Source organism: Streptomyces sp. UH6, from assembly GCF_013421635.1.
GTDB lineage: Bacteria > Actinomycetota > Actinomycetes > Streptomycetales > Streptomycetaceae > Streptomyces > Streptomyces abyssomicinicus.
This window is the reverse complement of the sequence record NZ_JACADT010000002.1, coordinates 16820-40311: the sequence shown is the minus strand read 5'-3', so window position 1 is coordinate 40311 and position 23492 is coordinate 16820. Positions and strand designations below refer to the sequence as shown.

The window sequence follows — 23492 nt, the reverse complement described above, 5'->3', positions numbered from 1 at the left end:
GGGTCGACGCCCACCCCCGGGGGAGGCAAGACCATGCCTGTCGCCCCCCGGGGCGCCGGCGGCTGGACCCTCAAGGCCGCGCCCGAGCACCCCTCACGGCACCGGAACCTGGCTCCCCCAGATGCCAGCCGCGCCAACGGGCCTCTACCCCCACTGCCTTGAAAGGTGTGTGTCTCATGTCCGCACAGTCCGACACCGTCCTCAGCCTCGACACCGGCACCGCCGCACCGCTGGTGCCCACCCCGCGCAGGATCATCGGCACCAACGACCTCCTCCCGGTCAACTTCCTCGCCCGCGGGGCACGCGCAGCCCGGACCATCGCCCGGATCGTCATCCCGGTCTCCGGCAAGCCCGGATACGTCGGCTACGGCACCGGTTTCCTGATCGGCGCCGACCTGATGCTCACCAACAACCACGTCCTGTCCGACCCGGCAGTCGCCGAGACCGCCACCGCTGAGTTCTTCTACGAACTCGACACCGACGGCCGTCCCGCGCACGTCATCAAGGTCAAGGCCGCCCCGAGGACCGTCTTCCTCACCCACAAGCCCCTCGACTACACCATCGTCGCCCTGGAGCCCCTGGAAGGCGGCCGCCTGCCGGGCGACGAGTTCGGCGTCAACCGCCTCAACTGCGAACCCGGCCAGGGCAGCCTGGGTCAGCCCGTCAACGTCATCGGCCACCCCGCCGGACGCCGCAAAGAGGCCGCGATCCGCAACAACCTGATCACCGAACTCCTGACCGACCGCATCCACTACGGCACCGACACCGAACCCGGAAACTCCGGCTCACCCGTCTACGACGACCAATGGCAGGTCCTCGCCCTCCACCGCGCCGCCGTCACAGGCGCCAACGAAGGCGTCCGCATCAGCTCCATCTGCGCGCACGTACGCGACCAGGACCTCACCCGCCAGGCAGCCGACCGCCTCCGCGACGCCGGCATCCTCTGACCGGCCCGCCCCGCCACCGGCGGGGCGGGCGCAGTGCGGCGCCGCCACGGCCCGCGTCCTTCGGGCCCGGCTCGTGGCGGTCAGGGACGCAGCCCTCCGGCCCCAGCCCACTGGCCCCGCCTCCGCACACCCAGCCCTGTGCGCTCGAGGGCCCTCTCCATGCTCCGACACCCCCATGCACCTCTACAGAAAGGCACCTCGCCGTGCTCCTCCCGACCCGGCTCACCGCCACCGCCCTCGCCGTCGCTCTCGCCGTCGCCGCTCTGCCCGGCCTGCTCACCACCCACGCCCAGGCCACCTCCCACCGAGCGGCGACACCGTCCACGGCCCTGCCCCACCAGCTGATCGTCGGCTACAAACCCGGCACACCCCAGGCAACCTCGGACCAAGCCGTCAAGAACTCCCTGCACGCACAGCAACGAGCAACACCGACCTACACGTTCGAGCGACGCCTGGCCACCGGCGCCGTCCTGCTGTCCCTCCCCGACAACAGCCCGGCCACCGCCCTCACCGCCGCCGCCAAGCAGCTCGCCGCCAACCCGGACGTCGCCTACGCCGAACCCGACCACATCCTGCAGACCACCGCCGAACCCAACGACCCCCGCTGGGGCGAGCAGTGGGATCTGTGGGACGAGTACGCGGGCATGAACGTCCCACCCGCCTGGCCGCGCGCCACCGGCAACGGCGTCACCGTCGCCGTCATCGACTCCGGTTACGCCACCCACAGCGACCTCGAGGCGAACGTCGTCGACGGCTACGACTTCCTCAGCCACGCCCCCAGCGCGAGGGACGGCGACGGCCGCGACCCCGACTACCACGACCCCGGCAACTGGGCGGAAGCCGGCGCCTGCGCCCCCGGAACCCCCGCACGCGACTCCGACTGGCACGGCACACACGTCGCCGGCACCATCGCCGCACAGACCGACAACGCCAAGGGCGTCGCCAGCACCGCCCACGACGCCAAGGTCCAGCCCGTCCGCGTCGGCGGCGCCTGCGGCGCCCTGACCTCAGACATTGCCGAGGCCATCATCTGGGCAGCCGGCGGAACCGTCCCCGGCGTCCCCGCCAACAAAACCCCGGCCAAGGTCATCAACATGAGCATCGGCGGCCCGGCCCCCTGCGCCACCATCACCCAGCTGGCCATCAACTACGCCGTCAGCCGCGGCACCACCGTCGTCACCTCGGCAGGCAACGCCAACGCCGACGCCGCCACGAACCAGCCCGGCAACTGCGACAACGTCATCACCGTCGCCGCCAGCGACCGCCACCGCAACCGCGGCTCCTACTCCAACTACGGCGCAGCCGTCGAAATCACCGCCCCCGGCGGCACCTTCAACGACAACCCCGCCGACGGCATCCTCTCCACCCACAACACAGGCACCACCACCCCAGGCCAGGAGACCTACCACGCACTGGTCGGCACCAGCATGGCCGCCCCCCACATCTCCGCCCTCGCCGCCCTCATCCTGCAACTGCGCCCCGACCACACCCCCGCCCAGGTCCAGGACGTCATCACCACCACGGCCAGCCCCATCACCAGCTGCGGCGACGACTGCGGAGCCGGCCTCGCCGACGCGACCGCAGCCGTACGCTCCCTCACCTGACCACGGCCGCCCGTCGGCGCTCCTGCCCGGCCCCGCACTGCCCTCGATCCCAGGCCGACTCTGTGTTCCCGGGCGGTCGCGGAGCCCGACAACGCCGTGCCCTGCCAACGACCAACCGCGCCGGTCATCCCACGACGGTCGGCGCGGGCTTCCTGACAGCGCGGCCAGTCCCGGGGTTGGCCGGCGTCTCACAGGCGCAGGCGCCCGCCCGGCCCGGAATCAGTCGACGGGGAAGTTCCACAATTGGTTGGCCGCGGCACCCGGTGTGTCCAGGACCACCCAGTAGTTCCCGCCCGTGTCGAAGGGCGTGATCGCCTTGTTGACCGCACGATTGACGATCATGTAGCCCGTGCCCCTGTCGCGCAGGTCCCACTCCACGCTGGGGGAGTTCCTGCACTCACTCTGCACGACAGCCGTTCGGCCTCCCCACTGGAGGTTCTTCGCCACGGCGAGGCACTTGTCGGTGTCCCGGTTACGGATGCGCACAGAGCCGTTCCCCGTGGGCTCCAGCGACCAGCGCTTGCCGCCGGGAAGCTCCTCGTACTTGTTCGCCCACACCACTATCTCGTCGTGGTGGTCGCTCCCGTAGCCGTCCGGGATCAGCTTCTGCCCACTCGTCGCGTTCATGATCACTACCGGTGCCCCGGGGAGTGAAGCTGCCGTCGCCGACGCGCTCGGCAGGGAGGCCACACAAGCGCCCGCAGCAACCGCCGCGCACGCCATCATGCGTCGTTTCATGCCATGCACCATTCTCTTGCGGCTTGCCTAGCTGGCAGCCGGTCCATTTTTTTTCCTACCGCAAGAGGCCGCGCCCCGCAGGACGGGTGTGCTGCAGAAGGCGCGCACATCCGTCGCTCCCCCCTGCTGCTGAGCGCCGATGCGATGTGCGGGGCTGGAGCGCGCGGCGGCTCTTGCCGCAACGGCGGACGCTTCCGGCCAGTTGCGTCATTCGGTGGACTCGTGGGCTCCAAGCGAGGCTATTCCTGCCTGGCCAGACACCGGCATGGCAATTGAGGTGTCCCACCTCAGGTGCTACCTCGAGGCTGCGGAAGCGACTGCGGTGAAGCTCCCCCGTTGACCTGGACACGTGGACACTAGGACGGATGGGTCTCAGGGGAAGCAGTTCAGGTCGAGCAAGAGCAACCGCAGCAGGCGGTACACGGACGAGTTCAAGCGGGATGCCGTCAGGTTGGCGCTGGCCTCCGACAGAACGGTCACCGAGGTCGCCCGTGACCTCAGCGTGAGTGCTGAGGCTTGCGGGGCTGGGTGAGCAGGCGAAGGCCGACCGCGGCCACGGCCGTCCCGGTGAGCTGACCTCGGCCGAGCGTGACGAGCTCAAGCGGCTGCGCAGGCAGAACGCCGAGAAAGCCAGGACCATTGAGGCGCTGCGCAAAGCGGCGGTCTCCTTCGCGAAGGAGAGCGATCGATGACCGATGTCTACCGGTTCATCGAGGCGGAGAAGACCACCTTCGGTGCCGCTCTCCTGTGCCAGCTGCTGAACGTCGCCAGATCCTCGTTCTACGCCTGGGCCGAGGCCGCCCGCCGACGCCGCCAGCAGGCCGACGACGCGCCTCTTTGTCCGGCAGGGTCGGCCTGACCACGGGCCCGGCCCTGACCCCTTGTCCACCTCTGCTACCGCCCTGGCTATGTTCACGAGAAGCGGTTCTGGCTCACTTTCCGTGGAGTGGTTACGGAGAGTCAGGTCTTCGGAGCCATGCAATGGCGGTTTGGATGGGCGCGAAGCTGGGGTGAGGTGAGTTCGAGGGCCCGGTTGTCGCGTCCGGCGCTCATGTAGTTGAGCCAGCGTTCGTACCAGTCGAGGAAGTCGGTGGCGGAGGAGACGTTGGGGCCCCAGAACCCGTCGCTGTTGCCGATGAGGACGCGGCCGGTGAGGGGACCGGTCACCGCGATGACGCATACGTCGGTGCAGCCCATTTCGATAACGTGGAGAAAGAGGTCGCCTCCGTGACCCCCGGGTTCTGCGTCGTCGAATCCGCGGGGTGCCCCTGGTTCCTCACGCGGGTTCATGACCAGCAGGGAACACCGCTCCAGCGGCATGAGGCCATAGAACGGCGCCGCGCCCGAGCCGCCTATATGCGTGAGGAACTGCCGGTAGGCGTCGGGCAGGGCGATGTCGTGCTCGGCCTCGAACGCAGCGACGCGGGCTTCTGCCAGCTTCGGACCGAGGCGGAACTTGTGTTGCTCTTCTCCGAAGGAGTGGCTGCGCAGTGGTTGGAACGGGATCGCGGCCAGCTTGCGACGCAGGCGGGATATGCGGGGATCCATGGTGCATCTTCTCTCGTCCCCATCACCCTATGGGTGGCTGTGGTCAGCTGGCCAGGAGAACCCTCTTCCGCAGGAGCGCGAAGCCGGCTCGGCCGAGCATCTGGCGTTTGAGCATCTTGATCCGGTTGACGTGTCCTTCGACGACGCCGGAGTTCCAGGGGAGGGTGAGTCCGGCGATGACGGCATCACGGTCAGGTTCGATGCCTGCGGCCAGAGTGTGGAGGCTGGGGAGATCGTCGCGCCGGACGGCGTCGAGCCACTGCGGAAGCCGTTCGCCCTGGCGCTCGGTGAGCATCTGGGCGAAGGACCGGACGTGAGTGGTGAGAGCGTCGAGTTCGGGGCAGTGGGCCAGAACGGCCTTGAGCCGAAGGCAATCGATCTCCGGGAGGGTCTCGGGGCGCCGGACGATCCAGCCGGCGACGACACGGGGCGACGGTGGCCGAGCTGTAACGGGGTTGGGAGAGGTCCGCTTCTCCCGGAAGTAGGCGCGAACGCGCTGGTAGCTGCCCTGATAGCCGAGCGGCACAAGCTCCTCCCATACCGCCCAGGCGTTCGTGCAGCCCTGGTTCCAGCGGTCATCCAGGGAGGGCTTGAACGCGTCCAGCTTGGACGGCCGGCCCTGCCACTGCCCGCGGAAGAGGTCCTCCGGGTGGCTGCGTCGGCGAAGAGTTTGACGGTGCGGGAGGTCGGCCCAAGGGTCCACCTGCCTTGATCAGCTGGTACGGGCGTGAGCAGCCGGCGCGGGCCGCGGTGCGGGACCCTTGCCACCCGGCAGATCCGTACCCTCTCCCGGACGGCGGCTGTACGACTTGCAGTCGGCGACGATGGTGCGGCCGTCGCCGGCATGCCAGAGGTAGTCGACGGACTTGTCGGCGCGGACGCCCGCGTGCTCCTCGGCATGGGCGTCGTCGAGGAGGGCACGGTGGAGTGCCTCGCCGAAGCCGCGCGCCTTCGTGTGCCGGTCGAGAGCGGGTGCCCCGTTGCGGCGGCCTTCCCGACCAGCAGTTGCGCCTGGAGCTCGGCGGCCGTGACCTCTTGGAGGTCCTGGCGCCGAGCGGCTCGACGATCAGGCCCTGAAGGCCGTCCGGTCCATCGAGGACGAGCTGGAGAGCGAGCCGCGGCCGCCTACCACGACCTCATGGACGACCACTGACCTCACCGCCGTGGTGTGCCAGGCCCCCGCGGACCGCTCCCCTGTCACGCCGCCTGTCACGTTCTCCCCGAACCCCTTCCTGACCTGCGAAAACAACGCCCAGAGAGAGGGAGAGGCCGGCGTAACAACGTGACACCCCGGGGAAAGCCCTCATGCCCCACAGAGGCAGGCCCCGCCCCGCTCCCCGGCCCGGATACGCCGGCACACTCCCAGCACGGCCACAGGGCCGAAGGCCCCGCCCCGGGCCGGGCGTCTCAACCGCCCTGCTGCGCCCACACGTCGGAGGCCCACCGCCCACCGGATCCCCGGCCGGAGCGGGCTGGCGGCGCGGGACGGCCGGGCTGGTCCTGGCGAGGCAGGTCGAGTGCGGCAGGACAGGGAACCAACAGGCTCCTGGACCGGCAGGTTGAGACTTCGAACACCTCACCCAACGGCGCAGGGGCCCTGTCCGTTGCGGGGACCGAGGCCATCACCCGATCGGTGGCCCCGCTGAAAACGCTCAGTGTTCGCCGAACCACGGCTGCACGCACTCCGAGGCCGGCCCGGCAAGCTCGTCGCCGCGTTCCCTAGCGCCCTGCCCCAGCGCCCCGTAGGGCCACGACTTCTCCCGGACACGGCCCATGCGCTCGTCACCCACCAACCGCCCCAGCCTCATCGCCCTCACTGGGAGAAAATGAGGCGGCTGCAGACCCACCTGCGTCCTCGGCAGTCAGCAATGCGCCAGCGCCTCCTGAGCCCGAAATGGGCCGGATGCCCCTCCGGTAAACCCGGTCGTCCTCTGCAGCGGCGCGACTGGTCAAAAGCGCTGGTACGTGTAAACCGGTCATCCCCCGCCTTCCAGGCGGGGCTCAGGTGCAAGCTCCGGTCAACGCTTCAGCGATGCCCTCGCCCTCTACGGGAGGCGAGGGGCTACTCAACCGGCGCCGCCTCGTGAGCGCGCGCAATGGCGTCGATCCGACGGGCCAGATCGAAGTCCGCCTGCGTCAACTTGTGGCCGGCATCGTGCGTCGTGATGGCGAACCGCACAGACCCCCAGCGCAGGTCGATGTCTGCGTGATGGCCGATGAGCCGTTCGACGTCGGCGACGTGCACGATCAGCGCGACGCCACCGTGGTAGCGAATCTCGTAGGTGCGGGTGATTTCGTCACCCTCGCGCCGCCAACCTGGCACCTCGGCCAAGGCTGCGTCGATCTCAGGCTCGGTCAGCCGCACAGGCGTCTCGGCCATACTTCATCAGCTCCCTTGGGTAACCGGGGCGAGGACATCAGCAAGTTCCCGGCCAGCCGCGGAATTGTGCCACGGCCGCATGACCTGTCGCAGATGTCGCAGCTCACGCTCCATGCGCGCCGACCGGGTCTCGGCGGCGATGCTGACTGCTGGGCGAGCCAGCTCGAGCGCGTGGTCGGGGGCGCCGGCCCCTGCGGCCGCGATGGCGTGCCGGGCCATGTAGACACCACGATCACGACGAGCAGTCTCCGGTACCTGGAGCAGGACCTGCTTCCACAGGGACGCCGCCTCGGCGCCCAGGCCGAGTCGGCCGTAGCAGGTGGCACGTTGGATCTCGAGATAGCCCGGGGTTCGCCGACACGCATTGCCCCAAGGCAACTCGTCGTTCACTCGGGGGAGAAGTCTCTCCGCCTCGGCGATGAGGCGGTCGACGCCTTGGCGGTCGTTCGTCAGGCTGGCCCCATGCGCCTGTTGCTGCAGGGCCATCACCCGGACCTTGGGCGCTACGGTCCGCGGCTCGTCGAGTGCCGCCTCGCACAGATCGATGACGGCAGGTCCGTCCCCGAGATCGGTACGCACCTGCGCCTGGTTCACGAGCGAGTAGCCAATCAGATGCGGATCCCGCGACCGCAGAGCGACCTCCTGGGTGATGCCGCGCCAGAAGGCCGCGCCGTCCAGGTCGCCGGCGTCCTGGTAGAGCCAGCCCACCAGGGCCGCGTATGCGGCACCAACGCGGAGCAGGCCCCGCCTGGTCTCGCCCTGCGCGGAGCGGACCAGCTTGTCGATCAACTGGTACTGCGCGGAGACGGTGCCGATCAGGTCATGCGGGCCCAGGAACATGTCGGCGCGGTAGTGGCCTTCCAGCTGCTGCTCGAAGTAATCGATCAGTGCGGGATCTACGTGTTGGGGCGTGATCGGGCCGGCGACGAGTGCGGCGGCGGTCACAGATAGGAACGCGCGGCGTTTCACTTGCTCTTCGGTGTCCTCTGTGTGGTGCTCGGGGCGGATCCACCCCGGCGGAGGCGGGAAACCTAGGTCCTCCGGCCACCGGCCCAGCGCGTCGTGCACGACGATCGCTGTCTCTTCCGACGGCCAGCCGGGCCGCTGCCCTTCCCAGCGTCTCCATGTGCGAGCGGACACGTTGAAGTGGGGATCTGCGAGCGTTTGCCGGCCGTGAGCGGTGATCCGCTCGGCTGCTTGCTCCATCGTTCGCCAGCCCTTGCGGAGTCTCGCTGCACGCAGTGCGTCGTTGCGGCCCATGCTCCCCAGTCTCCGGTCTCGTTACATCCACCCGCGACCGTGGCCACGACGTGGCCGCACGTGGCCACGCGATGGCCTGGTTCCGGCTAACGGGCACGACCCATCATCTCGAGGTGGCTGACGCCGCACGCGAAAAGCCGGAACAGACACCCCCTAGTCGAAGGGCCGCCATGGACCGCATGCCTCTCCCGGCGCTGCCGCAACGCGGGCCCGCCACAGCGACCACTCGGACGATCGAGGCATGGCTGGCCAGCGCGCGCTCCGAGCCCGCTAAGGCACTCGAGGAGTGGCGCGACCAGGGGGTCACGCTGCTGCCGCTGGGTCGCCACTTCTCCGCCGTCCGCATCCCTGTCGCACTCGTGCACTCGGCACTCGATGTCGATGACAGTGACGGCCGCCGCCTCGCAGCAGTCCTCCGCTCCAGTCTCAACGGTCCGGTCATCCGAGACCAACGCGCCTCCGGTGGCGTCTATTACGCCCTGGTGCCCTGGTGGAGCGCCAGCGGGTGGTCCGAAGGAGACGGTGTCCACCTCCTGGGCGACGGCGTCTATCTCGGCGTCCCGGCCCTGAAGCGGACGGACCCCCCGGGCTCCCACTGGGTGCTTCTACCGAAACACCGACACGACTTGTGCAGCACCGGCCGCGTGGCTGACCTCATCCGGCGCGTCGCCCCAGTCGCCCAGGAAGCAGCCGCAGCAGATCTGGACGGGCAACCGGACTTCGGCCTGGCGTCGACGAATGCCCACCAGCCGTGACCGGGCTTCGGCACACAGTGCGGCTGGCAGGCCGGCCACAGGGGCGCGCGCCTTTCCGCCCCGTCCTGCAGCCCACTCGCACAGGGACCATCGTGGGCAGACCTGCGACGTGGCACCTCCGACCGGGGAGCGACTGCGACGCGATCAGCAGCGTGCGCTGGCCATCCGCCACGCTGGCCGACCGGAGCCTTGCAGGCTGGGTGACCGACAGCGCATCTCCGAACCCCATCGGCCTCACTCCGCAAGCAGCGGACTACGGCCTGACCGCACCCTCACAGCGGCTGCCCGGCAGTCACCGGCTGGCGCCGCACTTCTCCTACACAGGACATTGCGTGGTGCAGCAGGCACTCGTGATCGCCCAACTGATTCGCCTGTCGGCAATCTGGCAGGAGGTGGCGTCACTGGCGGGTCTCAGCGGCCAGCCAGTAAGACGCCAGCATCTCGCCGGGCCACGAGGGCTGACGGATCGGGCCACGCGGACCCATCTGCTCGAAGTACGGAGCCACGTCGATTACCGGGGTCCCGTCGACAGCGTCGAGGTCCGTCACCACGAGGCTTCTGCCGTCCACGCCGAGGAGGCGCGGGTAGCTGATCGCGAGTTGGTTAGGGCGCCGGTGGTTGCGGTGGACGAACGTTCCGGTCGCCGGCCAGGCGGGATTCCCCCGCGGGCTTCGTGCATGGAGCTGAACGTCGTCCGGGTGCGCCAGGTGGAAGCGCCACGTCACGGTCAGATGGGAGAACTCCTCGATACCTTGCAGGGTTTCGAGGGGATACGCGTCATTGAGGCGGATGATCGACTTAATGCCGCCCTGGTAATCGTCCAGAACGCGGGTGTGGCCTCCGACGACTGTTGCGATCGATTCCACCTCGTACGTCGTCATCGGTGCCCGTCCCTCTCCCTTGTGTTCGTGTGTTCGGCGATTGCCGCGCGCGGTTGCTTAGCTGCGCCGCGGTCACCCTATGGCTCGGAGCATGTCCTGCGCTCGGTGGTCCAGAGCGGCCACGTGGCGCCCGCCTCGTTGTCGGACGGGCGAGAGGTCGCTTCGCATGCGGACGATGACGTCTCGGGCGCGGCCGGACTGGACACCGGACATGGCGTCGAGCGCCTGGGCCCAGGTTGCGCATGCTTCGTCGAGACGGCCTTGTTGCACCTGGACGGCACCGAGGTAGCCGAGGGTGACGCTGTGAGTTCGGGCGTACTGCTGCCGGCGGCGGGTTGCCACGCTGCGCTTGAAGTGCTTCTCCGCGTCTGCCGGCTGGCCCATGTCACGCAGAGCGCAGGCCGTTTCGTGGGCGAGCGAGGCTTCCTGGAAGAACTCGACGCGGCTAGGCGCCTCGCCTTGGGCGTGGGAGAGGTCTCGTTCGGCGCGGCTGATGGCGGCGAGGCTGCCGGCGCGGTCTCCGTCGGCGGCGAGGGCGCGGGCGTGGACGATCGCCAGCAGGGCCTTCTCACGGTGGCTGGCCTGGCCGTAGTGGACTCGGGACATGGAAGCGTCGGCCAGGTCGCGCGCTCGGTGGGGGTGCCCGAGGTCGACGGCTTGGTGGGCGAGGGCGCGCAGGATGTGGCCGCCGAGTGGTCCGTCGTCGGCTTCGGCTGCGATGCGGGCGGCCAGGGTGAGGTAGCGCTGGGCGGTGCGGTGCTCGGAGGCGTCGAAGGCCATCCAGCCGGCGAGGTAGGTCAACTCCGCGACGGCCGAGTATGTGTTGCGGCGGAGCTGCTCGGTGCGGAAGCGGCTGCCGAGCAGGGGCACGGCTTCATCGCGCAGGTGGCCGGCGAGGGCCGAGCGGCCCAGGACGCCACCGCGCTGCTGATCGCGGGCGGAGTAGAAGGCCGTCAGGGCGCGGACGTCGTCGATGTCTGTCTGCGACACCTGCCGTTGGCTAAGAGCCGGGCGCTGCGCCGCTGCCGCGGGGGCCGCCGCCCACCACGAGGCGGCGGGCAGTGCGAGTCCGACGGCGGAGTACGCAGTGGTCGCCAGCAGCTTGCGTCGGTGCATATCGAGGTCGTCGCTTCCCAGCTCGGCCAGCACGGTCACGGGGTCGACGCTCCAGTCGAAGCTGCTGTCGGGCGTGCCTTCCGGCTCGTCCTCCAGCCCCAGGTCGGCCAGGGTGAGGCGGCGGCCGAGTCTGCGGGACAGCGTCTCGCGCAGGATATGCGGCGCTTGCCCGCTCGGTCTCGTCCCCAGGACCCACATGGAGATGTGCGACCGGGAGACGGCCTCCAGCTCACGGGCGCCACACTCCGCGGCCACTCGTGCGACCGCGGCCGCTGCCTGGGGCTGGGACCAGCCCGCTTCCCGCAGGAGCGCGGCGAGAGCGACGTTGCGTGTGCGGGCCATGGACTGCCCCTCGGGTCGGAAATGATCTTTGGCGCCTTTGGCGGCCTTGGCGGCCGCATGGGAATACCGCTCGGCCGGGATTCCAGGTTCGCTCAACGTAGCGATCCGATCACCCACTTTGCACGTCAGCCGCCGCTGCGGCATCCCGTTCGCCGCGCAAGTTGGCTTGATTTGAACAGGAGTTGCTCCATGCGCCCTTTGCTGGCCCTTCGTGGGGAGGAAGGCCAACGCCGTGATCGAGGCGAGCTGGAGGGAACGGTCGCGTCGAGCGGCCAGCGCGATGTAACGGTGGCCGCGATGGAGACGGTGACGCTCGTCCTGGGTGAGGACTCACCGGTGCCCGAAAGCGCCGCCGATGTGACGGACCTGGTTCTGCGTCTGCGCGGCCACGTCTGCGTGCTAGCAGTGCTGCTCCCGCCCGAGGCACCAGAGCTTCGGCGTGCGCAGCGTCTCGCCGCGGACAGCGTGCCCGAGGGCTACATGGACAGCAGGGTGTATCTGCTGTCGCTCGCCGAAGCGACCAGGGACCTCGTGGCTGGTGTGCGGGCGAACAGTTCCGTACCTCAACGGCCGGCACCTGTCCGACCTCGGTGGAGCGGGGATCAATGCGCTGCGCGGAGCGGTCTTCGTCACGGCTCTCGTCTGCCTGGTCCTGGCCGCCTCCACTCCCCCGTCATGACCGTCACCGGAGCAGCGCTGATCGTGCTGATCATCGGCTCGATGGCGTGGCTGGTCCTCTACGGCGAGCGTGCTGTGGGCCCGGGCACGCCGACGGACCGCGTCCCTTCCTCTCAGCGAGCCTCCCTGGCACCGGTGATTACCGGAGCCCAGCCGGTCCGGCGGCCGGCAGCCCCTCACCGGAGCCCGTGCCGCTCGCAGTCGCCCCCCTCACGTGAGGACATCTCGTGATCGATCCCCCGCCGCCTCAGCGGCCGCCCCGCACCGCACCTGGATTTCGACTTCCCCCGCGTCCGACACCTTCTTCGCCTCACCAGGAGCCCGCACCTCATGAGCACTTCGTTGCCAGCCCGCCGTCCGCCGATCGAGGACTATGCCCTCATCGGTGACATGCAAACGGCCGCCCTGGTCAGCCAGGACGGCAGTATGGACTGGCTGTGCCTGCCGCGCTTCGATCGGCCCGCGGTCTTCGCCGCTCTGCTCGGCACGCCAGAGCATGGCACCTGGCGCATAGCCCCCACTGGCACCGCTGACGGAGAGCCGGTGACCAAGCGCCGCTATCTCGTGGACTCGCTGGTCCTGGAGTCGGTGTGGCGCACGCCGGCAGGCTCAGCCCGGGTCACCGACTTCATGCCCCCGCGCCATGGTGCACCGCAGGTGATCCGGATCGTCGAGGGTATCTCGGGCCGGGTGGCGATGACGTCTGCGCTGCGGCCGCGGCCAGGCTACGGCCGGGTCGGTCCGTGGATCCACCCGGTGGACGGGCGGGTGATCGCCGAGGCCGGCGCCGACGCGCTGTGGCTCGACAGCCCCGTTGAGCAGCGGGAGAAAGACGGCGTGATCGTCAGCTCCTTCGCCGTGGGCGCAGGTGCCAGTGTCGCCTTCTTGCTGACCTGGGGTTCCTCGCACGGTGCCGCACCCGAGGTATCCGACCCGGTCGCCGCGCTGGATGCGACCCTCGCCTTCTGGCGGAACTGGACCGCGCAGTGCTCCTACCACGGGCCCGACCGCGAGGCAGTCATCCGGTCCGCGATCACGTTGAAGGCGCTCACCTACGCTCCGAGCGGAGGCATCGTCGCCGCGCCGACCACCTCGCTGCCGGAAGCCATCGGTGGCAGCCGGAACTGGGACTACCGCTACACCTGGCTTCGGGATGCCTCAACCACCCTGGCCGCACTGCTGGGCACGGGTTTCCGGCAGGAGGCCGGGGCGTGGCGGAAGTGGCTGTTGCGGGCGGTGGCCGGCGATCCGGAGAAGCTGCAGATCATGTACGACGTGACGGGGGAGCGTGACCTGCGGGGGTGGGAGCTTCCCTGGCTTCCCGGGTACGAGGGCTCGGCGCCGGTGCGGGTCGGGAACGCCGCTGCGGACCAACTGCAGCTGGACGTGTACGGCGAGGTGGTGGAAACCCTCTACCTCGCTCACCGGGGCGGCGTGGCGCACTGCGGGAACACCGCGGTCCTGCACCGTCGCCTGATCGAGGGTCTCGCGGAGCGCTGGCGGGAGCCGGACGAGGGCATCTGGGAGATCCGCGGGGAGCGACGGCACTTCGTGCACTCGAAGGTGATGGCCTGGGTCGCGGTCGACCGGACGATCCGCCTGGCCGAGGCCGGCGCGCTGGACGTCGACCTGGTCGCCCTCATGGAACTGCGCGAGGCGATCCACCACGAAGTCTGTGAGAAGGGCTTCGATCCGGTGCGCAACACCTTCACGCAGTCCTACGGTTCGGCCGAGCTGGACGCCGCCCTGCTGCTGATCCCTCGCGTGGGCTTCCTGCCCGCAGACGATCCGCGGGTGGTGGGGACGGTGGACGCGGTCCGCCGGGAGTTGTCCTCGCCGGACGGCTTCGTCCGCAGATACGCGACCCATGGCGCCGTGGCCGGTGTCGACGGCCTGGCCGGTGACGAGGGCGCCTTCGTCCTCTGCTCCTTCTGGATGGTCGATGCTCTCGCTCTGACCGGCCGCCTCTTCGAGGCCCGCCAGTTATTCGACCGCCTCCTGACCGTGCGCAGCGACCTTGGGCTGCTCGCCGAGGAGTACGACCCCGTCGCCGGACGTCAACTGGGCAACTTCCCGCAGGCGTTCAGCCACATGGGGCTGAACGAGTCGGCGCTTCTGCTGCAGCGGCTGGGCGCAGGTGTCCCCGTCGTGGCCGAAGCGGCGCTGACGGCGGTGGGGGTCTGATGCACATCGTCGTGACCGTCCTGAGTGCCTTGGCCTTCGCCGGGCTGCTGTGGGGGTGGCGCATGCGGCGTCGCTGGCAGGCGGCTGCCCGGGAGACCGGGCGACTCGCCCGGCAGCAGCAGGCCGTCGAGCACGCCCTGGACCACCTGTCGCAGCAGGCGATTCCCCGCATGCGACAGACCGGCGGACAGGACGCTCCGCTGCATCTGCCCGGCGAGCTGGCCGGCACCGCCGTCGGCAGGCGGCTGGCCGAGGTCGCCGCCCGCGCCGGTGAGACCGTGCAGGCCGTCGTCTACGACGTCCGCGCCGACGCCCGCGCGCAGGCGGAGCAGGCTCGGGCCGCGGCGGTGGAGGAAGTCCAGCAGGTGCACGCGGCTGTGCTCGAGGAGATGGAGCGTGTCCGGTCGACCGCGGTCAGCGCGACGCGTGCGGCGGTGCGCAGTGTGTCCTCCTCGCTCGTCGGAATGGCGGCCAAGGTGGGTCGGCAGGTCAGCGAGGGGGTGCGCCGGCACCAGGACGACGGCGCGTTCGAGACGCTGGTCGGCATCGATCACACCGTGCAGCAGATGCTGCTGGCGGCCCAGGGCTGGACCGTGCTGGCCGGCGGCACGCTGACACGACGGTGGCCGGCAACCCCGTTGACCGACGTCGTGCGGGCGGCGATGGGCTACGTCGGCGACTACCAGCGCGTGCGCGCCCAGGAGCTGCCGACGGCGGTGACCAGTCGGGCGGTCGGCCCCGTCGTCCACACCCTGGCGCTGCTGCTGGACAACGGCTTGCGCTATTCGCCGCCCAACGCCACCGTGCAGCTGTCCTTCCAGGAGGGACACCACGGGGTGACCGTCCTGGTGGACGACGCCGGACTGCGCATGACCCCTGAACAGCTCGACCAGGCCCGGGACATCCTGTCCGGCAACCGCCGAGAGGACCTGACCGAACTCGGCGAGCACCCGCAGACCGGGTTCCGCGTCGCCGCCGCCCTCGCCCAGGCGTACGGGTTCCGCGTCGACCTGGAGGCGCCGAACGCCTTCCTCGGCACACGGGCGCTGCTCTTCATCCCGAAGAACCTCCTCACCGCCGCCCCGGCCCCGCAGCCTGAGCCCGAGGCCCGGCACGTGGCCGAGCCCTCCGGTGTTCCCATGCTCGCGCCGGTGCCCTCGGTCCCCGGGCAGGCCGACGCACAGGTTTCTCCGCGGACGACGGCCAGCGGACTCACCATGCGCACACGCAACCCCGCTTCCGCCGCGGCCCCGCCACCGCGGCCCCGTGCCGTCGAGCCGGGACGGCCGAGCGTCATCGCGGCCTGGGCCGCAGGCACACGACGCGCCCGCGACGGCGAATCCCCCCTCCGCCCCTCCTCCACCGACGAAGGACACTCCTCATGACGCAACACACGGACCTCGGCTGGCTGCTCGCCGATCTGGCGAAGGTGCCCGGAGTGGACTTCGGGCTGCTGGTCTCCTCCGACGGCATGCTCCAGGCCCACACCGGCGAGCTGGACCGCGACCAGGCCGAGAAGCTCGCGGCCGTGGCGGCCACACTGCGGGGCGCCTCCCGCGCCTACGCACAGGAAACCGAAGGCCAGGGGGTGCGGCAGGTCCTCATCGAGGCGGACAGGCACATCACCCTGATCACCCAGGCCGGCAAGCACTCCATGCTCGTGGTGAAGACGGACGGGCCGAACGCTGACATCGGACTGGTCAGCGAGGCCGCCCACAGCCTGGCCTCCCGCGTGGGCCGCGAGCTGGACGTCGACGCCCGGGCCGCCGGCGGTGCGGAAGTCCCGCGGGCATGAACGTGCGGCAGGACCCGGATCTGGTCAGGGCGTACATCCGCACCGGCGGACGCACCCGGCCCAGTCACGACGTCCGCCTGGAGACCCTGGTGTTCGCCGCGACCGGCACCCGGCAGGGTCTCGGACCGGACGCCCGGCGCATCCTCGCCCTGTTCGCGCCCTCCCACGGCGGCGGCCTGGCCGTAGCGGACATCGCCGCCGCCCTGGCCCTCCCCCCGTCGGCCACACGGATCCTCGTCGCCGACCTCATGGACCAAGGCCTGCTCGCCGCCCCCGCCTCCACCGCAACCGACCAGCCCGAGGTCACTCTCATGGAAAGGGTGCTCAATGGACTTCGCGCGCTCGCGTAGCGGCGTGGACTTCGTCCAGCCCACGGTGACGCACTCCGCGAAGATCGTGATCGCCGGAGCCTTCGCCGTGGGCAAGACCACCTTCGTCGGCAGCGTCTCCGAAGTCGCTCCCCTGCGCATGGAGGAGCCGATCACCCGGGCCAGCACAACCGTCGACGACCTGGCCGGCACCCCGGACAAGACCACCACCACGGTGGGCCTGGACTACGGCCGCATCCACCTCGACGACCAGCTCGTGCTGTACCTGTTCGGCACCCCCGGCCAGGTCCGCTTCCGCACCCTGTGGGAGGACCTGACCGAGGGCGCCCTCGGCGCGCTCGTCCTCGCCGACACCCGCGACCTGGACTCCTCGCACGACATCCTCGGCCTCCTCGAAGCCCAGAGGACGCCGTACGCGGTCGCCATCAACCTCTTCGACGACGCCCCCCGTTACCCCCTCGCGGAGGTGCGGCAGGCCCTCGCCCTGGATGCCCACACACCGTTGACCGAATGCGACGCCCGCGAGTTCGGCTCCTGCTTGCGGGCCCTGATCGCCCTCGCCGAATACGTCACCCGCCCCCTCCCGTCCCTGGAGCACCGACCGTGAGCAGCGCCGAGACCTACCGCATCCCCCTGTACGAGGACGACTTCGCCTCGGACCCCCACGCCGCCTACCGGCGTATGCGCGAACAATTCGGTCCCCTCGTACCCGTGGACCTCGCCCCCGGCGTGCCGGCCACCCTGGTCGTCGGCTACGAGCAGGCCCGCCGCATCCTCGGCGACCCGATGCGGTTTCCCGCCGACCCCCGCGCGTGGCAGGCGGCGATCCCGGACACCTGCCCGGTCCGGCCGATGATGGAGTGGCGCCCCAACGCCCTGCGCTCTGCGGGCTCCGAACACGCCCGCTACCGGGCGGCGAACACCGCGGCGCTCGACGCCGTCGACCAGCACGCCCTGCGCTTCCTGGTGGAGAAGGTCGCCCGCGAGACGATCAGCGAGTTCCTCCATCAGGGCTCGGCCGATCTCCTGGCTCAGTACGCGTGGCCCATCGCCTTCCGGGTCCTCAGCGAGCTGCTCGGCTGCCCCGACCAGATCGGCCACCGCATCGCGGACGGGATGGCGAAGATCTTCGACGGGGTGAACGCGACGGCGGGCAACCAGATCCTGGCTCAGGCCGTCGCCGACCTCGTCGCCCTGCGCCGCCACACACCCGGCGACGACGTGACCACCCGACTGCTGGCCCACGACACCCGACTCGACGACCTGGAGATGGTCCACCAGGTCATCACCCTGTACGGGGCGGGCATCGAGCCGCTGACCCACCTGATCGTCAACGTCCTGCTGCGGCTGCTGACCAGCCCGCAGTTCTCCGGCGACCTGCACGGCGGCGACACCTCCGTGCGCGAAGCCCTCGACGACATCCTGTACCGCGACCCGCCCTTGGCCAACTTCTGCATGTCCTACCCCCCGCGGCCCGTGGACTTCGACGGCTACCACCTGCCCGCCCACCAGCCGGTGGTCATCTCGATGGCGGCCTGCAACACCGACCCGTCCATCGGAAGCGCGCTCGGCAACCGCGCTCACCTGTCCTGGGGTGCCGGCCCTCACAGCTGCCCGGCGCGAGGCCACGCCTACCTCATCGCCGAGACGGCGATCCACTACGTCCTCGACGCCCTGCCCGAGATCGACCTCGCCTGCAGCCCCGACGAACTTCTCTGGCGGCCCGGGCCCTTCCACCGGGCCCTTGCCAGCCTCCCCGTCCGCTTCCCCACCGCCACGGCATGAAGGAGATCCCCATGTCCGCATCCACCGCCGTCCTGCCCCTGGACCCCACCGGGCGCCGCCACCACAAGGAGATACGCCTCCTGCACGCCCGCGGCCCCGCCACACTCGTCGACGTCCTCGGCGTGACCGCCTGGTCCATCTCCGACCCTCACCTCCTCAAGCAGCTCTTGGTGAGCCAGGACGTGTCCAAGGACGCCCGCGCCCACTGGCCCGACTTCGACGCTGTCGCCCCGACCTGGCCGCTCGCCCTGTGGGTCTCGGTGCACAACATGTTCACCGCCTACGGCGGCGACCACAGGCGCCTGCGCCGGATGATCTCCCCCGCCTTCAGCGCCCGCCCCATCGGCACGCTCGCCCCCACCGTCGAAGCCATCGTCACACACCTCCTCGACGACATCGCGAACGCCGGCGACGAGGTCGTCGACCTCCGGGAGAAGCTGGCCTACCCGCTGCCCATCACGGTGATCGCCCAGCTCATGGGCGTGCCCGTGGACCAGCGCACCGCCTTCCGCCAGGTCGTCGACGGCGTGTTCACCACCACCCTCAGCAGCGACGAGGCCACCGCGAACACCGCCGTGCTCTACCAGCTCCTCGACGAACTCATCGCGCGGAAACGCCTCAACCCGGCCGACGACATGACCTCCTTCCTGATCGCCGCCCGCGACGAGGAAGGCGACGACCGCGGCCTCACCGACGACGAACTGCGCGACACCCTGCTGCTCATGATCAGCGCCGGGTACGAGACCACCGTCAATGTGATCGACCAGGCCATCACCACGCTGCTCACCCACCCCGACCAGCTCGCCCACGTCCGCGAAGGCCGTGCCGGCTGGAACGACGTCGTCGAGGAGACCCTGCGCTTCGAACCGGCGGTGAAACACCTGCCCCTGCGCTACGCCGTCAACGACGTCCCTCTCCCCGACGGACAGGTCATCCCCAAGGGAGCGCCGATCCTCGCCTCCTACGCCGCCGCCAACCGCCACCCGTCCCTCCCCAACCCGGACGACTTCGATCTCACCCGGGCCGACAAGGACCACCTCGCCTTCGGCCACGGTGTGCACTTCTGTCTGGGCGCCCCCCTCGCCCGCATCGAGGTCGCCACCGCACTGAAACAGCTCTTCGAGCAGTTCCCGGACATGACCCTCGCCGTCCCGGCCGATCAGCTGCGCCCCGTGCCCTCCCTCATCAGCAACGGGCACGAACGCCTGCTCGTCCGCCTGCACGGCACCCGATAGAAGCACGAGGCCGAACAACAGGCACTGGGTGGCGCGGGGCCCTGTCCCCGCCCCACGCAGTGACCGCCTCCGGTCACACCGGCTCCGGCCCGCCGACCGCATCCTGACCAATCCGAAGGCCCCTCCATGAGCGCTGCGCCTAACCAGTCAGCATCCCCACCCGCCGAACACGCCGTCGCGTCCCGCGAGGCACAGCTTCGGGCTGCCTCCCGCCGCTTCCAGCTCGACACCGCCAAGCTCGACCCCGTCCCGGCCTCCCGGGTCCTGCGCGGCTATCACACGGTGTGGGACGCGGTAGCGCCCTGGCTGGACCTCGCTCGCCAGCGGCTTGCCGAAGCCGTCGGCTCCCCGGCCGACAGCACGCGGTGGCAGCACCTGCTCGCCGCCCTGGCCGAGCCCGTGGACAGACGCATCGCCCAGCCGACCTTCGACCGGCTGGTCACGCTGCGCGGCAAGGGGGTGGACCTCTTCCGTGTGCTCATCGAGGCGGAGAAGCCCGGCCCGAAGGTGGCGGAGATCGCGGACCAGATCCATCGAGCGATCAAGGACCAACAGCACTGGCCAGGGCAGCGACTGGCCGCACACAAGATCGCCGTGGAACTCAGCGCGCCAACGGAACGTGTGAAACTCGCCCTCCGCGACCTGGCGGACGCGGGCATCGTGACCCTGTCGTCCTCCGGCCGTGCCTCCGTAGCCGCTCCCGCGCCGGCCGCCAGCCGTCCGGAGACGGTCGCAAGATGGCTGACCGCCCTCATCGAGCACGGCGTCTACCCGCCAGGACGCCGTCTGCCCCGACGCCCGGATCTCGCCCGCAGCCTCGTCTCCAGCACAGCGCACGTCACTGCAGCGGTGCACCAGCTCAGAAACAGCGGTCTCCTGACGGTTGCATCCGGCCATGCGACGGTGGCCGCCACCGCGGCCGCTCAACCGCTCGACGTCCAGTCCGTGATTACGCAGCTCCCGCCCGCGCCAGCGGCGGAGACAGCAGCGGATATCCGGAGGACTGCCGCAGCCGCTCACCAACTGTGGCTCCACCAGGTCGTCCCCTCACCGAACGAGCTACGGCACGTCTTCCGCACGCTGCAGAGGACGACTGCCGGCCTGCTGTCTGCGGCGACGCCCCTGACCGACCTCGACCGGGAAACGCAGACAGCGGTCCGGCGGGCCGCCGCGACAGCCATCGCTCCCCTTCCCGCGTCCCCGCAGGAGCGGACGTGGCGCACCGCCTGCCTGGGTGCCGCGCTGCTGGACGTACTCGCCCGCGTGGAACCAGACAAGATCACCGGCCAGGCGCTCCTCCGTCTCACTTCGGCAGAGCGCCGCATTGCCGTGCTGCCTGTCACGGGCAAAGCCGATCGCCAGATCGCGACTCTGTCGACTTAACCAGGCGCGCCCACGCTTAGGGGCTCCTCGGGGGACCGACGAGCGCCACACCGTAAGCGTCACGGGCGCGACGCCGCACCCTCTTGGCTTTGCCACCCGCGCCCCTTCCCGCCCCTTCTCCAGACCACCGTCCACCCAGGAGACCTGATGACGACTGCCCCAGCCAGACCGGATGCCCCTCCCCTTCCCCCTGGTGACGGTGTGGGTGCTGTGCCGACGGCAGCACCGGATCAGGCCGCCGCCTACGCCGGCGCGAGCACCGCGCCGCCCGGCAGCCCGGCGGACGCTGCCGAGGTCCCGCTCTCCCTGCGGGACACAGAGGCGGCACGGTGAGCGAGGGCGGCAGCGCAGTGACCGCGTGGCGGGCCGAATCCGTGTTGGCGACTTCCGCTTACGAGATGCGGCCTCTCACCACTCCCGCTGCGCGGGCCGAGGCGGCGGCCGTCGCCGAGGAACGCATGCGCACCCTGACCGCGCGGCACGTCGGCGCGCTCTTGCCGGACGCGGCGACTCTGTTCCGGCAGGACGCGTGGGAGACCGTGGGCCTGTACGAGTACGACACCGAGGGCGACGAGGTGATGATCGGCTGTCTTCGCCTGCACCGGGAGCCGGCCGACTCGGCGCACTGGGGTAAGGACGGCGACGAGCCCGGCCTGCTGTTGTCCCTGGCCCACAGCCTGCCCGCCTATACGGGCACCGCCCGGCTGATGACCCTGTGGGCTGCCGACTACACCGCCCGACTCGGCAAGCCGTGGGTACGCGCGGAGGCCCCGCCGCTCGTCAGCGGGCGGAACACGGATCGCGGTCGGTTGATTCAGCACCTGGGCAATCTTGGTTGGCAGGCCGTCAGGCCCGGCAAGGGCGTCGACGGGATGCAGGTCACCCGGCTGCGCATCCCCTCCCAGCGCAGACCTGGTCTGGCTCCGCTGATCGACTGCCAGGTGCCCTTGAGCCCTGGGCGTCCCGCCGCCGATGGCAGCGCCCGCACCGCCAACTTCCTTGCCCACGGCGCGACGTCCGCTCCCCTTCCTGGGGGGATCGCGTGACGGGCCATCCGGTTCGGGGCTGCAGAGATTGGGGCGTGTCACGCTGCGGCGCGGGCCAGCAGCTCGGACACGCCTTCTGCCTCCCGGAAGGTCTCGAAGCGCGGAGTGAGGCTTCGCACCAGCTCGACACATCGTGGGGCGCCAATGCGTTGGGCGAGCTCGAGGGACTCGGACGCGGCAGCCGCAGCGAGGTCGGGCTCCCCCAGATCGAGATACGTCCTCGCGCGGTACGCGGCGAAGACACCGCGCGTCTTGTCACGGCTGCCCGGAAGCAGGGCTTGGCCCTCCTCAATAAGGCCATCTGCTCGGCGGATGTCGCCCAGGTCGGCGAGGCACTGTCCGCTATCGACGGCGAGGTCCGCCTCGGAGAGCCAGGAGCACCAGGCGGGGACGGGATCGGCAGCCGGGGCGCCGAGCAGCTGCTCGGCTGCAGCGATGGATCGCAAGGTGGAGCGCCGGTCACCCTGCGCCGCCAAGGCGCGGGCGAGGCGGAGGTGCAGCAGGGACTGGGCAGCAGGGTGGTGCGTACGGGTCAGTGCGCGCTCCAGGATGTGGACCGCGGTCTGAGGGTCACCGCGCCAGGACGCCTGGTAGGCAAGGTCGCTGAGGAGAGCGGCTCCCATGTCGCGGTCGCCGATGGCGTGAGCGCTGTGCAGGCCGGCGACCCAGTAACGGGCGGCCTCACCATGCCGACCGTAATCGAAACGGTGCCACGCGGCCGTCTGGGACAGGCTCGCGGCCAGGGCATGAAGCCGCACCCCGAGCTGCGGCGCATAACGGCCGTCGGCGATCAGATCCGTCACGGTGGCCAGATGGGCGTCGATCAACGGGGCGGTGTGCTGACGCTCCTGTGTGGCCAGCGCTGCCAGCCTCGCCCCGGTGTCCTCCAGCAGGGCGACGACGTCCTCGCCGATCCGTGTGTCATCTGCCCGTTCGGCGGTCTCCAGCCACGAGTCGGTGGAGGCCCAGGCACCGGAGAGGGCGATCAAAGCCGTGCCGGAGATGGCGGAAAGGACGGCACGGCGGCGGGTTCGGTCCATGGACGCTCTCATTGCCTCTCTCATGGCTGGCACGGTGCTGGTAGGCCCCAGGGGAATCACACCTGCGTCGGGCAGCCAGTTCGGCCACGCCGTGATGCCGACGTCCTCCGGCGGCACCCCGAACACCTCGGCGATGTACTCCTGGGAATCCGGGTCAGGCGTGACGCCCTTCGCTTCCCACTTGAGGACGCGCGCCTTGTCGCATCCGGACCGCAGGCCGCGACGAGCCGCCACGGCACGGATTTCCCGGGCGAGGTCGACGCGGGTCATTCCCCAAGCAGCACGTACCAGGGCCAGGGGATGGGAGTTCACATCCACGTCCACATCCAATCAGCAGCACCGGTCCCGAGCGTAGCTGTCACGGAGCGGGACTCCCACCGGGACTCCCGCCAACTCCTAGGCCCGAACGCTCAGTTATCCGAGACTCGATCGTCTCAGCGAACCTG

23 protein-coding genes are annotated in these 23492 nt (G+C 70.2%); 15 read left to right on the top strand and 8 right to left on the bottom strand.

Translation table 11 applies throughout. The features are described 5' to 3' along the window. Nucleotides 1–176 precede the first annotated feature (176 nt). Both HW445_RS00475 and HW445_RS00470 read left to right on the top strand, forming a co-directional pair. Complete coding sequence (locus tag HW445_RS00475; protein WP_180219015.1) at nt 177–947, top strand: serine protease; 771 nt, start codon at nt 177–179, stop codon at nt 945–947. A gap of 203 nt (nt 948–1150) precedes the next feature. Continuing rightward, nucleotides 1151–2551: a S8 family peptidase gene (locus HW445_RS00470; protein WP_180219014.1), complete on the top strand. Its 1401-nt coding sequence runs from the start codon at nt 1151–1153 to the stop codon at nt 2549–2551. 219 nt (nt 2552–2770) lie between these two features. On the opposite strand, the gene HW445_RS00465 is transcribed toward HW445_RS00470, so the two are convergent. Continuing rightward, nucleotides 2771–3178, bottom strand: coding sequence for an RICIN domain-containing protein (locus HW445_RS00465; protein WP_180219013.1), 408 nt, complete (start codon nt 3176–3178; stop codon nt 2771–2773). A gap of 460 nt (nt 3179–3638) precedes the next feature. Here HW445_RS00465 and HW445_RS34335 point away from each other — a divergent pair, with 460 nt between their 5' ends. Genes HW445_RS34335 through HW445_RS00450 form a run of 3 tightly spaced genes read left to right on the top strand, consistent with a single transcriptional unit; the run spans nt 3639 to nt 4148 of the window. Beyond that, nucleotides 3639–3821 carry a transposase gene (locus HW445_RS34335; RefSeq protein WP_180219012.1) on the top strand — a complete coding sequence of 61 codons (183 nt, stop codon included), beginning with the start codon at nt 3639–3641 and terminating at the stop codon, nt 3819–3821. Continuing rightward, nucleotides 3796–3981: a hypothetical protein gene (locus HW445_RS00455; protein ID WP_180219011.1), complete on the top strand. Its 186-nt coding sequence runs from the start codon at nt 3796–3798 to the stop codon at nt 3979–3981. Before HW445_RS34335 ends, HW445_RS00455 begins: the two co-directional genes overlap by 26 nt. Next, entirely contained in the window at nt 3978–4148 is a 171-nt protein-coding gene (locus tag HW445_RS00450) for a hypothetical protein (protein WP_180219010.1), read from the top strand. The genes HW445_RS00455 and HW445_RS00450 overlap by 4 nt, the downstream gene beginning before the upstream one ends. 101 nt (nt 4149–4249) lie before the next feature. On the opposite strand, the gene HW445_RS00445 is transcribed toward HW445_RS00450, so the two are convergent. The 4 genes from HW445_RS00445 to HW445_RS00430 all read right to left on the bottom strand — a co-directional run bounded on the left by HW445_RS00445 (nt 4250) and on the right by HW445_RS00430 (nt 8477). Further along, nucleotides 4250–4837 carry an SMI1/KNR4 family protein gene (locus HW445_RS00445; RefSeq protein ID WP_180219009.1) on the bottom strand — a complete coding sequence of 196 codons (588 nt, stop codon included), beginning with the start codon at nt 4835–4837 and terminating at the stop codon, nt 4250–4252. Between the two features lie 43 nt (nt 4838–4880). After that, nucleotides 4881–5540: a transposase gene (locus tag HW445_RS34230; protein ID WP_180219008.1), complete on the bottom strand. Its 660-nt coding sequence runs from the start codon at nt 5538–5540 to the stop codon at nt 4881–4883. Nucleotides 5541–6899: 1359 nt separating this feature from the next. Next, entirely contained in the window at nt 6900–7217 is a 318-nt protein-coding gene (locus tag HW445_RS00435; protein ID WP_180219007.1) for a 4a-hydroxytetrahydrobiopterin dehydratase, read from the bottom strand. A 6-nt stretch (nt 7218–7223) separates the two neighbouring features. Then, nucleotides 7224–8477 carry a Twin-arginine translocation pathway signal gene (locus HW445_RS00430; RefSeq protein WP_180219006.1) on the bottom strand — a complete coding sequence of 418 codons (1254 nt, stop codon included), beginning with the start codon at nt 8475–8477 and terminating at the stop codon, nt 7224–7226. 113 nt (nt 8478–8590) lie between these two features. On the opposite strand from HW445_RS00430, the gene HW445_RS00425 reads away from it, so the two are divergent. Then, a complete protein-coding gene (locus HW445_RS00425) occupies nt 8591–9232 on the top strand; it encodes a hypothetical protein (RefSeq protein ID WP_180219005.1) in 642 nt (213 codons plus the stop codon). 398 nt (nt 9233–9630) lie between these two features. Here the strand turns inward: HW445_RS00425 and HW445_RS00420 are convergent, their stop codons facing one another. Together HW445_RS00420 and HW445_RS00415 are read right to left on the bottom strand one after the other, a co-directional pair. Next, on the bottom strand, nt 9631–10113 hold the full coding sequence (locus tag HW445_RS00420; protein ID WP_180219004.1) for an SAM-dependent methyltransferase: 483 nt from the start codon (nt 10111–10113) through the stop codon (nt 9631–9633). 72 nt (nt 10114–10185) lie between these two features. Continuing rightward, nucleotides 10186–11571 (bottom strand): tetratricopeptide repeat protein, encoded by a 1386-nt coding sequence (locus tag HW445_RS00415; RefSeq protein ID WP_180219003.1) that lies wholly within the window; start codon nt 11569–11571, stop codon nt 10186–10188. A 1008-nt stretch (nt 11572–12579) separates the two neighbouring features. On the opposite strand from HW445_RS00415, the gene HW445_RS00410 reads away from it, so the two are divergent. The 9 genes from HW445_RS00410 to HW445_RS00370 all read left to right on the top strand — a co-directional run bounded on the left by HW445_RS00410 (nt 12580) and on the right by HW445_RS00370 (nt 22006). Further along, the gene (locus HW445_RS00410) at nt 12580–14433 is read left to right on the top strand and encodes a glycoside hydrolase family 15 protein (protein ID WP_180219002.1); all 1854 of its coding nucleotides are present in this window, start codon (nt 12580–12582) and stop codon (nt 14431–14433) included. Further along, nucleotides 14433–15818 (top strand): ATP-binding protein, encoded by a 1386-nt coding sequence (locus tag HW445_RS00405; protein WP_180219001.1) that lies wholly within the window; start codon nt 14433–14435, stop codon nt 15816–15818. Before HW445_RS00410 ends, HW445_RS00405 begins: the two co-directional genes overlap by 1 nt. Continuing rightward, nucleotides 15815–16228, top strand: a complete 414-nt coding sequence (locus HW445_RS00400; protein ID WP_180219000.1) for a roadblock/LC7 domain-containing protein — start codon at nt 15815–15817, stop codon at nt 16226–16228. Before HW445_RS00405 ends, HW445_RS00400 begins: the two co-directional genes overlap by 4 nt. After that, nucleotides 16225–16578, top strand: coding sequence for a DUF742 domain-containing protein (locus HW445_RS00395; protein WP_180218999.1), 354 nt, complete (start codon nt 16225–16227; stop codon nt 16576–16578). The genes HW445_RS00400 and HW445_RS00395 overlap by 4 nt, the downstream gene beginning before the upstream one ends. Beyond that, nucleotides 16556–17164, top strand: a complete 609-nt coding sequence (locus HW445_RS00390; protein ID WP_180218998.1) for an ATP/GTP-binding protein — start codon at nt 16556–16558, stop codon at nt 17162–17164. The genes HW445_RS00395 and HW445_RS00390 overlap by 23 nt, the downstream gene beginning before the upstream one ends. Next, nucleotides 17161–18342, top strand: a complete 1182-nt coding sequence (locus HW445_RS00385; protein WP_180218997.1) for a cytochrome P450 — start codon at nt 17161–17163, stop codon at nt 18340–18342. The genes HW445_RS00390 and HW445_RS00385 overlap by 4 nt, the downstream gene beginning before the upstream one ends. Before the next feature lie 11 nt (nt 18343–18353). Then, a complete protein-coding gene (locus HW445_RS00380; protein WP_257230724.1) occupies nt 18354–19577 on the top strand; it encodes a cytochrome P450 in 1224 nt (407 codons plus the stop codon). Nucleotides 19578–19703: 126 nt separating this feature from the next. After that, entirely contained in the window at nt 19704–20960 is a 1257-nt protein-coding gene (locus HW445_RS00375; RefSeq protein ID WP_180218995.1) for a GntR family transcriptional regulator, read from the top strand. Nucleotides 20961–21358: 398 nt separating this feature from the next. Then, nucleotides 21359–22006 carry a hypothetical protein gene (locus HW445_RS00370; RefSeq protein WP_180218994.1) on the top strand — a complete coding sequence of 216 codons (648 nt, stop codon included), beginning with the start codon at nt 21359–21361 and terminating at the stop codon, nt 22004–22006. Nucleotides 22007–22044: 38 nt separating this feature from the next. On the opposite strand, the gene HW445_RS00365 is transcribed toward HW445_RS00370, so the two are convergent. Continuing rightward, nucleotides 22045–23316, bottom strand: coding sequence for an XRE family transcriptional regulator (locus HW445_RS00365; protein WP_218956423.1), 1272 nt, complete (start codon nt 23314–23316; stop codon nt 22045–22047). Nucleotides 23317–23492 lie beyond the last annotated feature (176 nt).

Bases quoted from the DNA above. Each gene is read 5' to 3' on its own strand.
- HW445_RS00375 (WP_180218995.1), top strand. From the start codon at position 19,704: ATGAGCGCTGCGCCTAACCAGTCAGCATCCCCACCCGCCGAACACGCC.
- HW445_RS00405 (WP_180219001.1), top strand. From the start codon at position 14,433: ATGCACATCGTCGTGACCGTCCTGAGTGCCTTGGCCTTCGCCGGGCTG.
- HW445_RS00395 (WP_180218999.1), top strand. From the start codon at position 16,225: ATGAACGTGCGGCAGGACCCGGATCTGGTCAGGGCGTACATCCGCACC.
- HW445_RS00410 (WP_180219002.1), top strand. From the start codon at position 12,580: ATGAGCACTTCGTTGCCAGCCCGCCGTCCGCCGATCGAGGACTATGCC.
- HW445_RS00420 (WP_180219004.1), bottom strand. From the start codon at position 10,113: ATGACGACGTACGAGGTGGAATCGATCGCAACAGTCGTCGGAGGCCAC.
- HW445_RS00415 (WP_180219003.1), bottom strand. From the start codon at position 11,571: ATGGCCCGCACACGCAACGTCGCTCTCGCCGCGCTCCTGCGGGAAGCG.
- HW445_RS00390 (WP_180218998.1), top strand. From the start codon at position 16,556: ATGGACTTCGCGCGCTCGCGTAGCGGCGTGGACTTCGTCCAGCCCACG.
- HW445_RS00365 (WP_218956423.1), bottom strand. From the start codon at position 23,316: ATGACCCGCGTCGACCTCGCCCGGGAAATCCGTGCCGTGGCGGCTCGT.
- HW445_RS00400 (WP_180219000.1), top strand. From the start codon at position 15,815: ATGACGCAACACACGGACCTCGGCTGGCTGCTCGCCGATCTGGCGAAG.
- HW445_RS00380 (WP_257230724.1), top strand. From the start codon at position 18,354: ATGTCCGCATCCACCGCCGTCCTGCCCCTGGACCCCACCGGGCGCCGC.
- HW445_RS00465 (WP_180219013.1), bottom strand. From the start codon at position 3,178: ATGAACGCGACGAGTGGGCAGAAGCTGATCCCGGACGGCTACGGGAGC.
- HW445_RS00445 (WP_180219009.1), bottom strand. From the start codon at position 4,837: ATGGATCCCCGCATATCCCGCCTGCGTCGCAAGCTGGCCGCGATCCCG.
- HW445_RS00370 (WP_180218994.1), top strand. From the start codon at position 21,359: ATGCGGCCTCTCACCACTCCCGCTGCGCGGGCCGAGGCGGCGGCCGTC.
- HW445_RS00475 (WP_180219015.1), top strand. From the start codon at position 177: ATGTCCGCACAGTCCGACACCGTCCTCAGCCTCGACACCGGCACCGCC.
- HW445_RS00435 (WP_180219007.1), bottom strand. From the start codon at position 7,217: ATGGCCGAGACGCCTGTGCGGCTGACCGAGCCTGAGATCGACGCAGCC.
- HW445_RS00430 (WP_180219006.1), bottom strand. From the start codon at position 8,477: ATGGGCCGCAACGACGCACTGCGTGCAGCGAGACTCCGCAAGGGCTGG.
- HW445_RS00450 (WP_180219010.1), top strand. From the start codon at position 3,978: ATGACCGATGTCTACCGGTTCATCGAGGCGGAGAAGACCACCTTCGGT.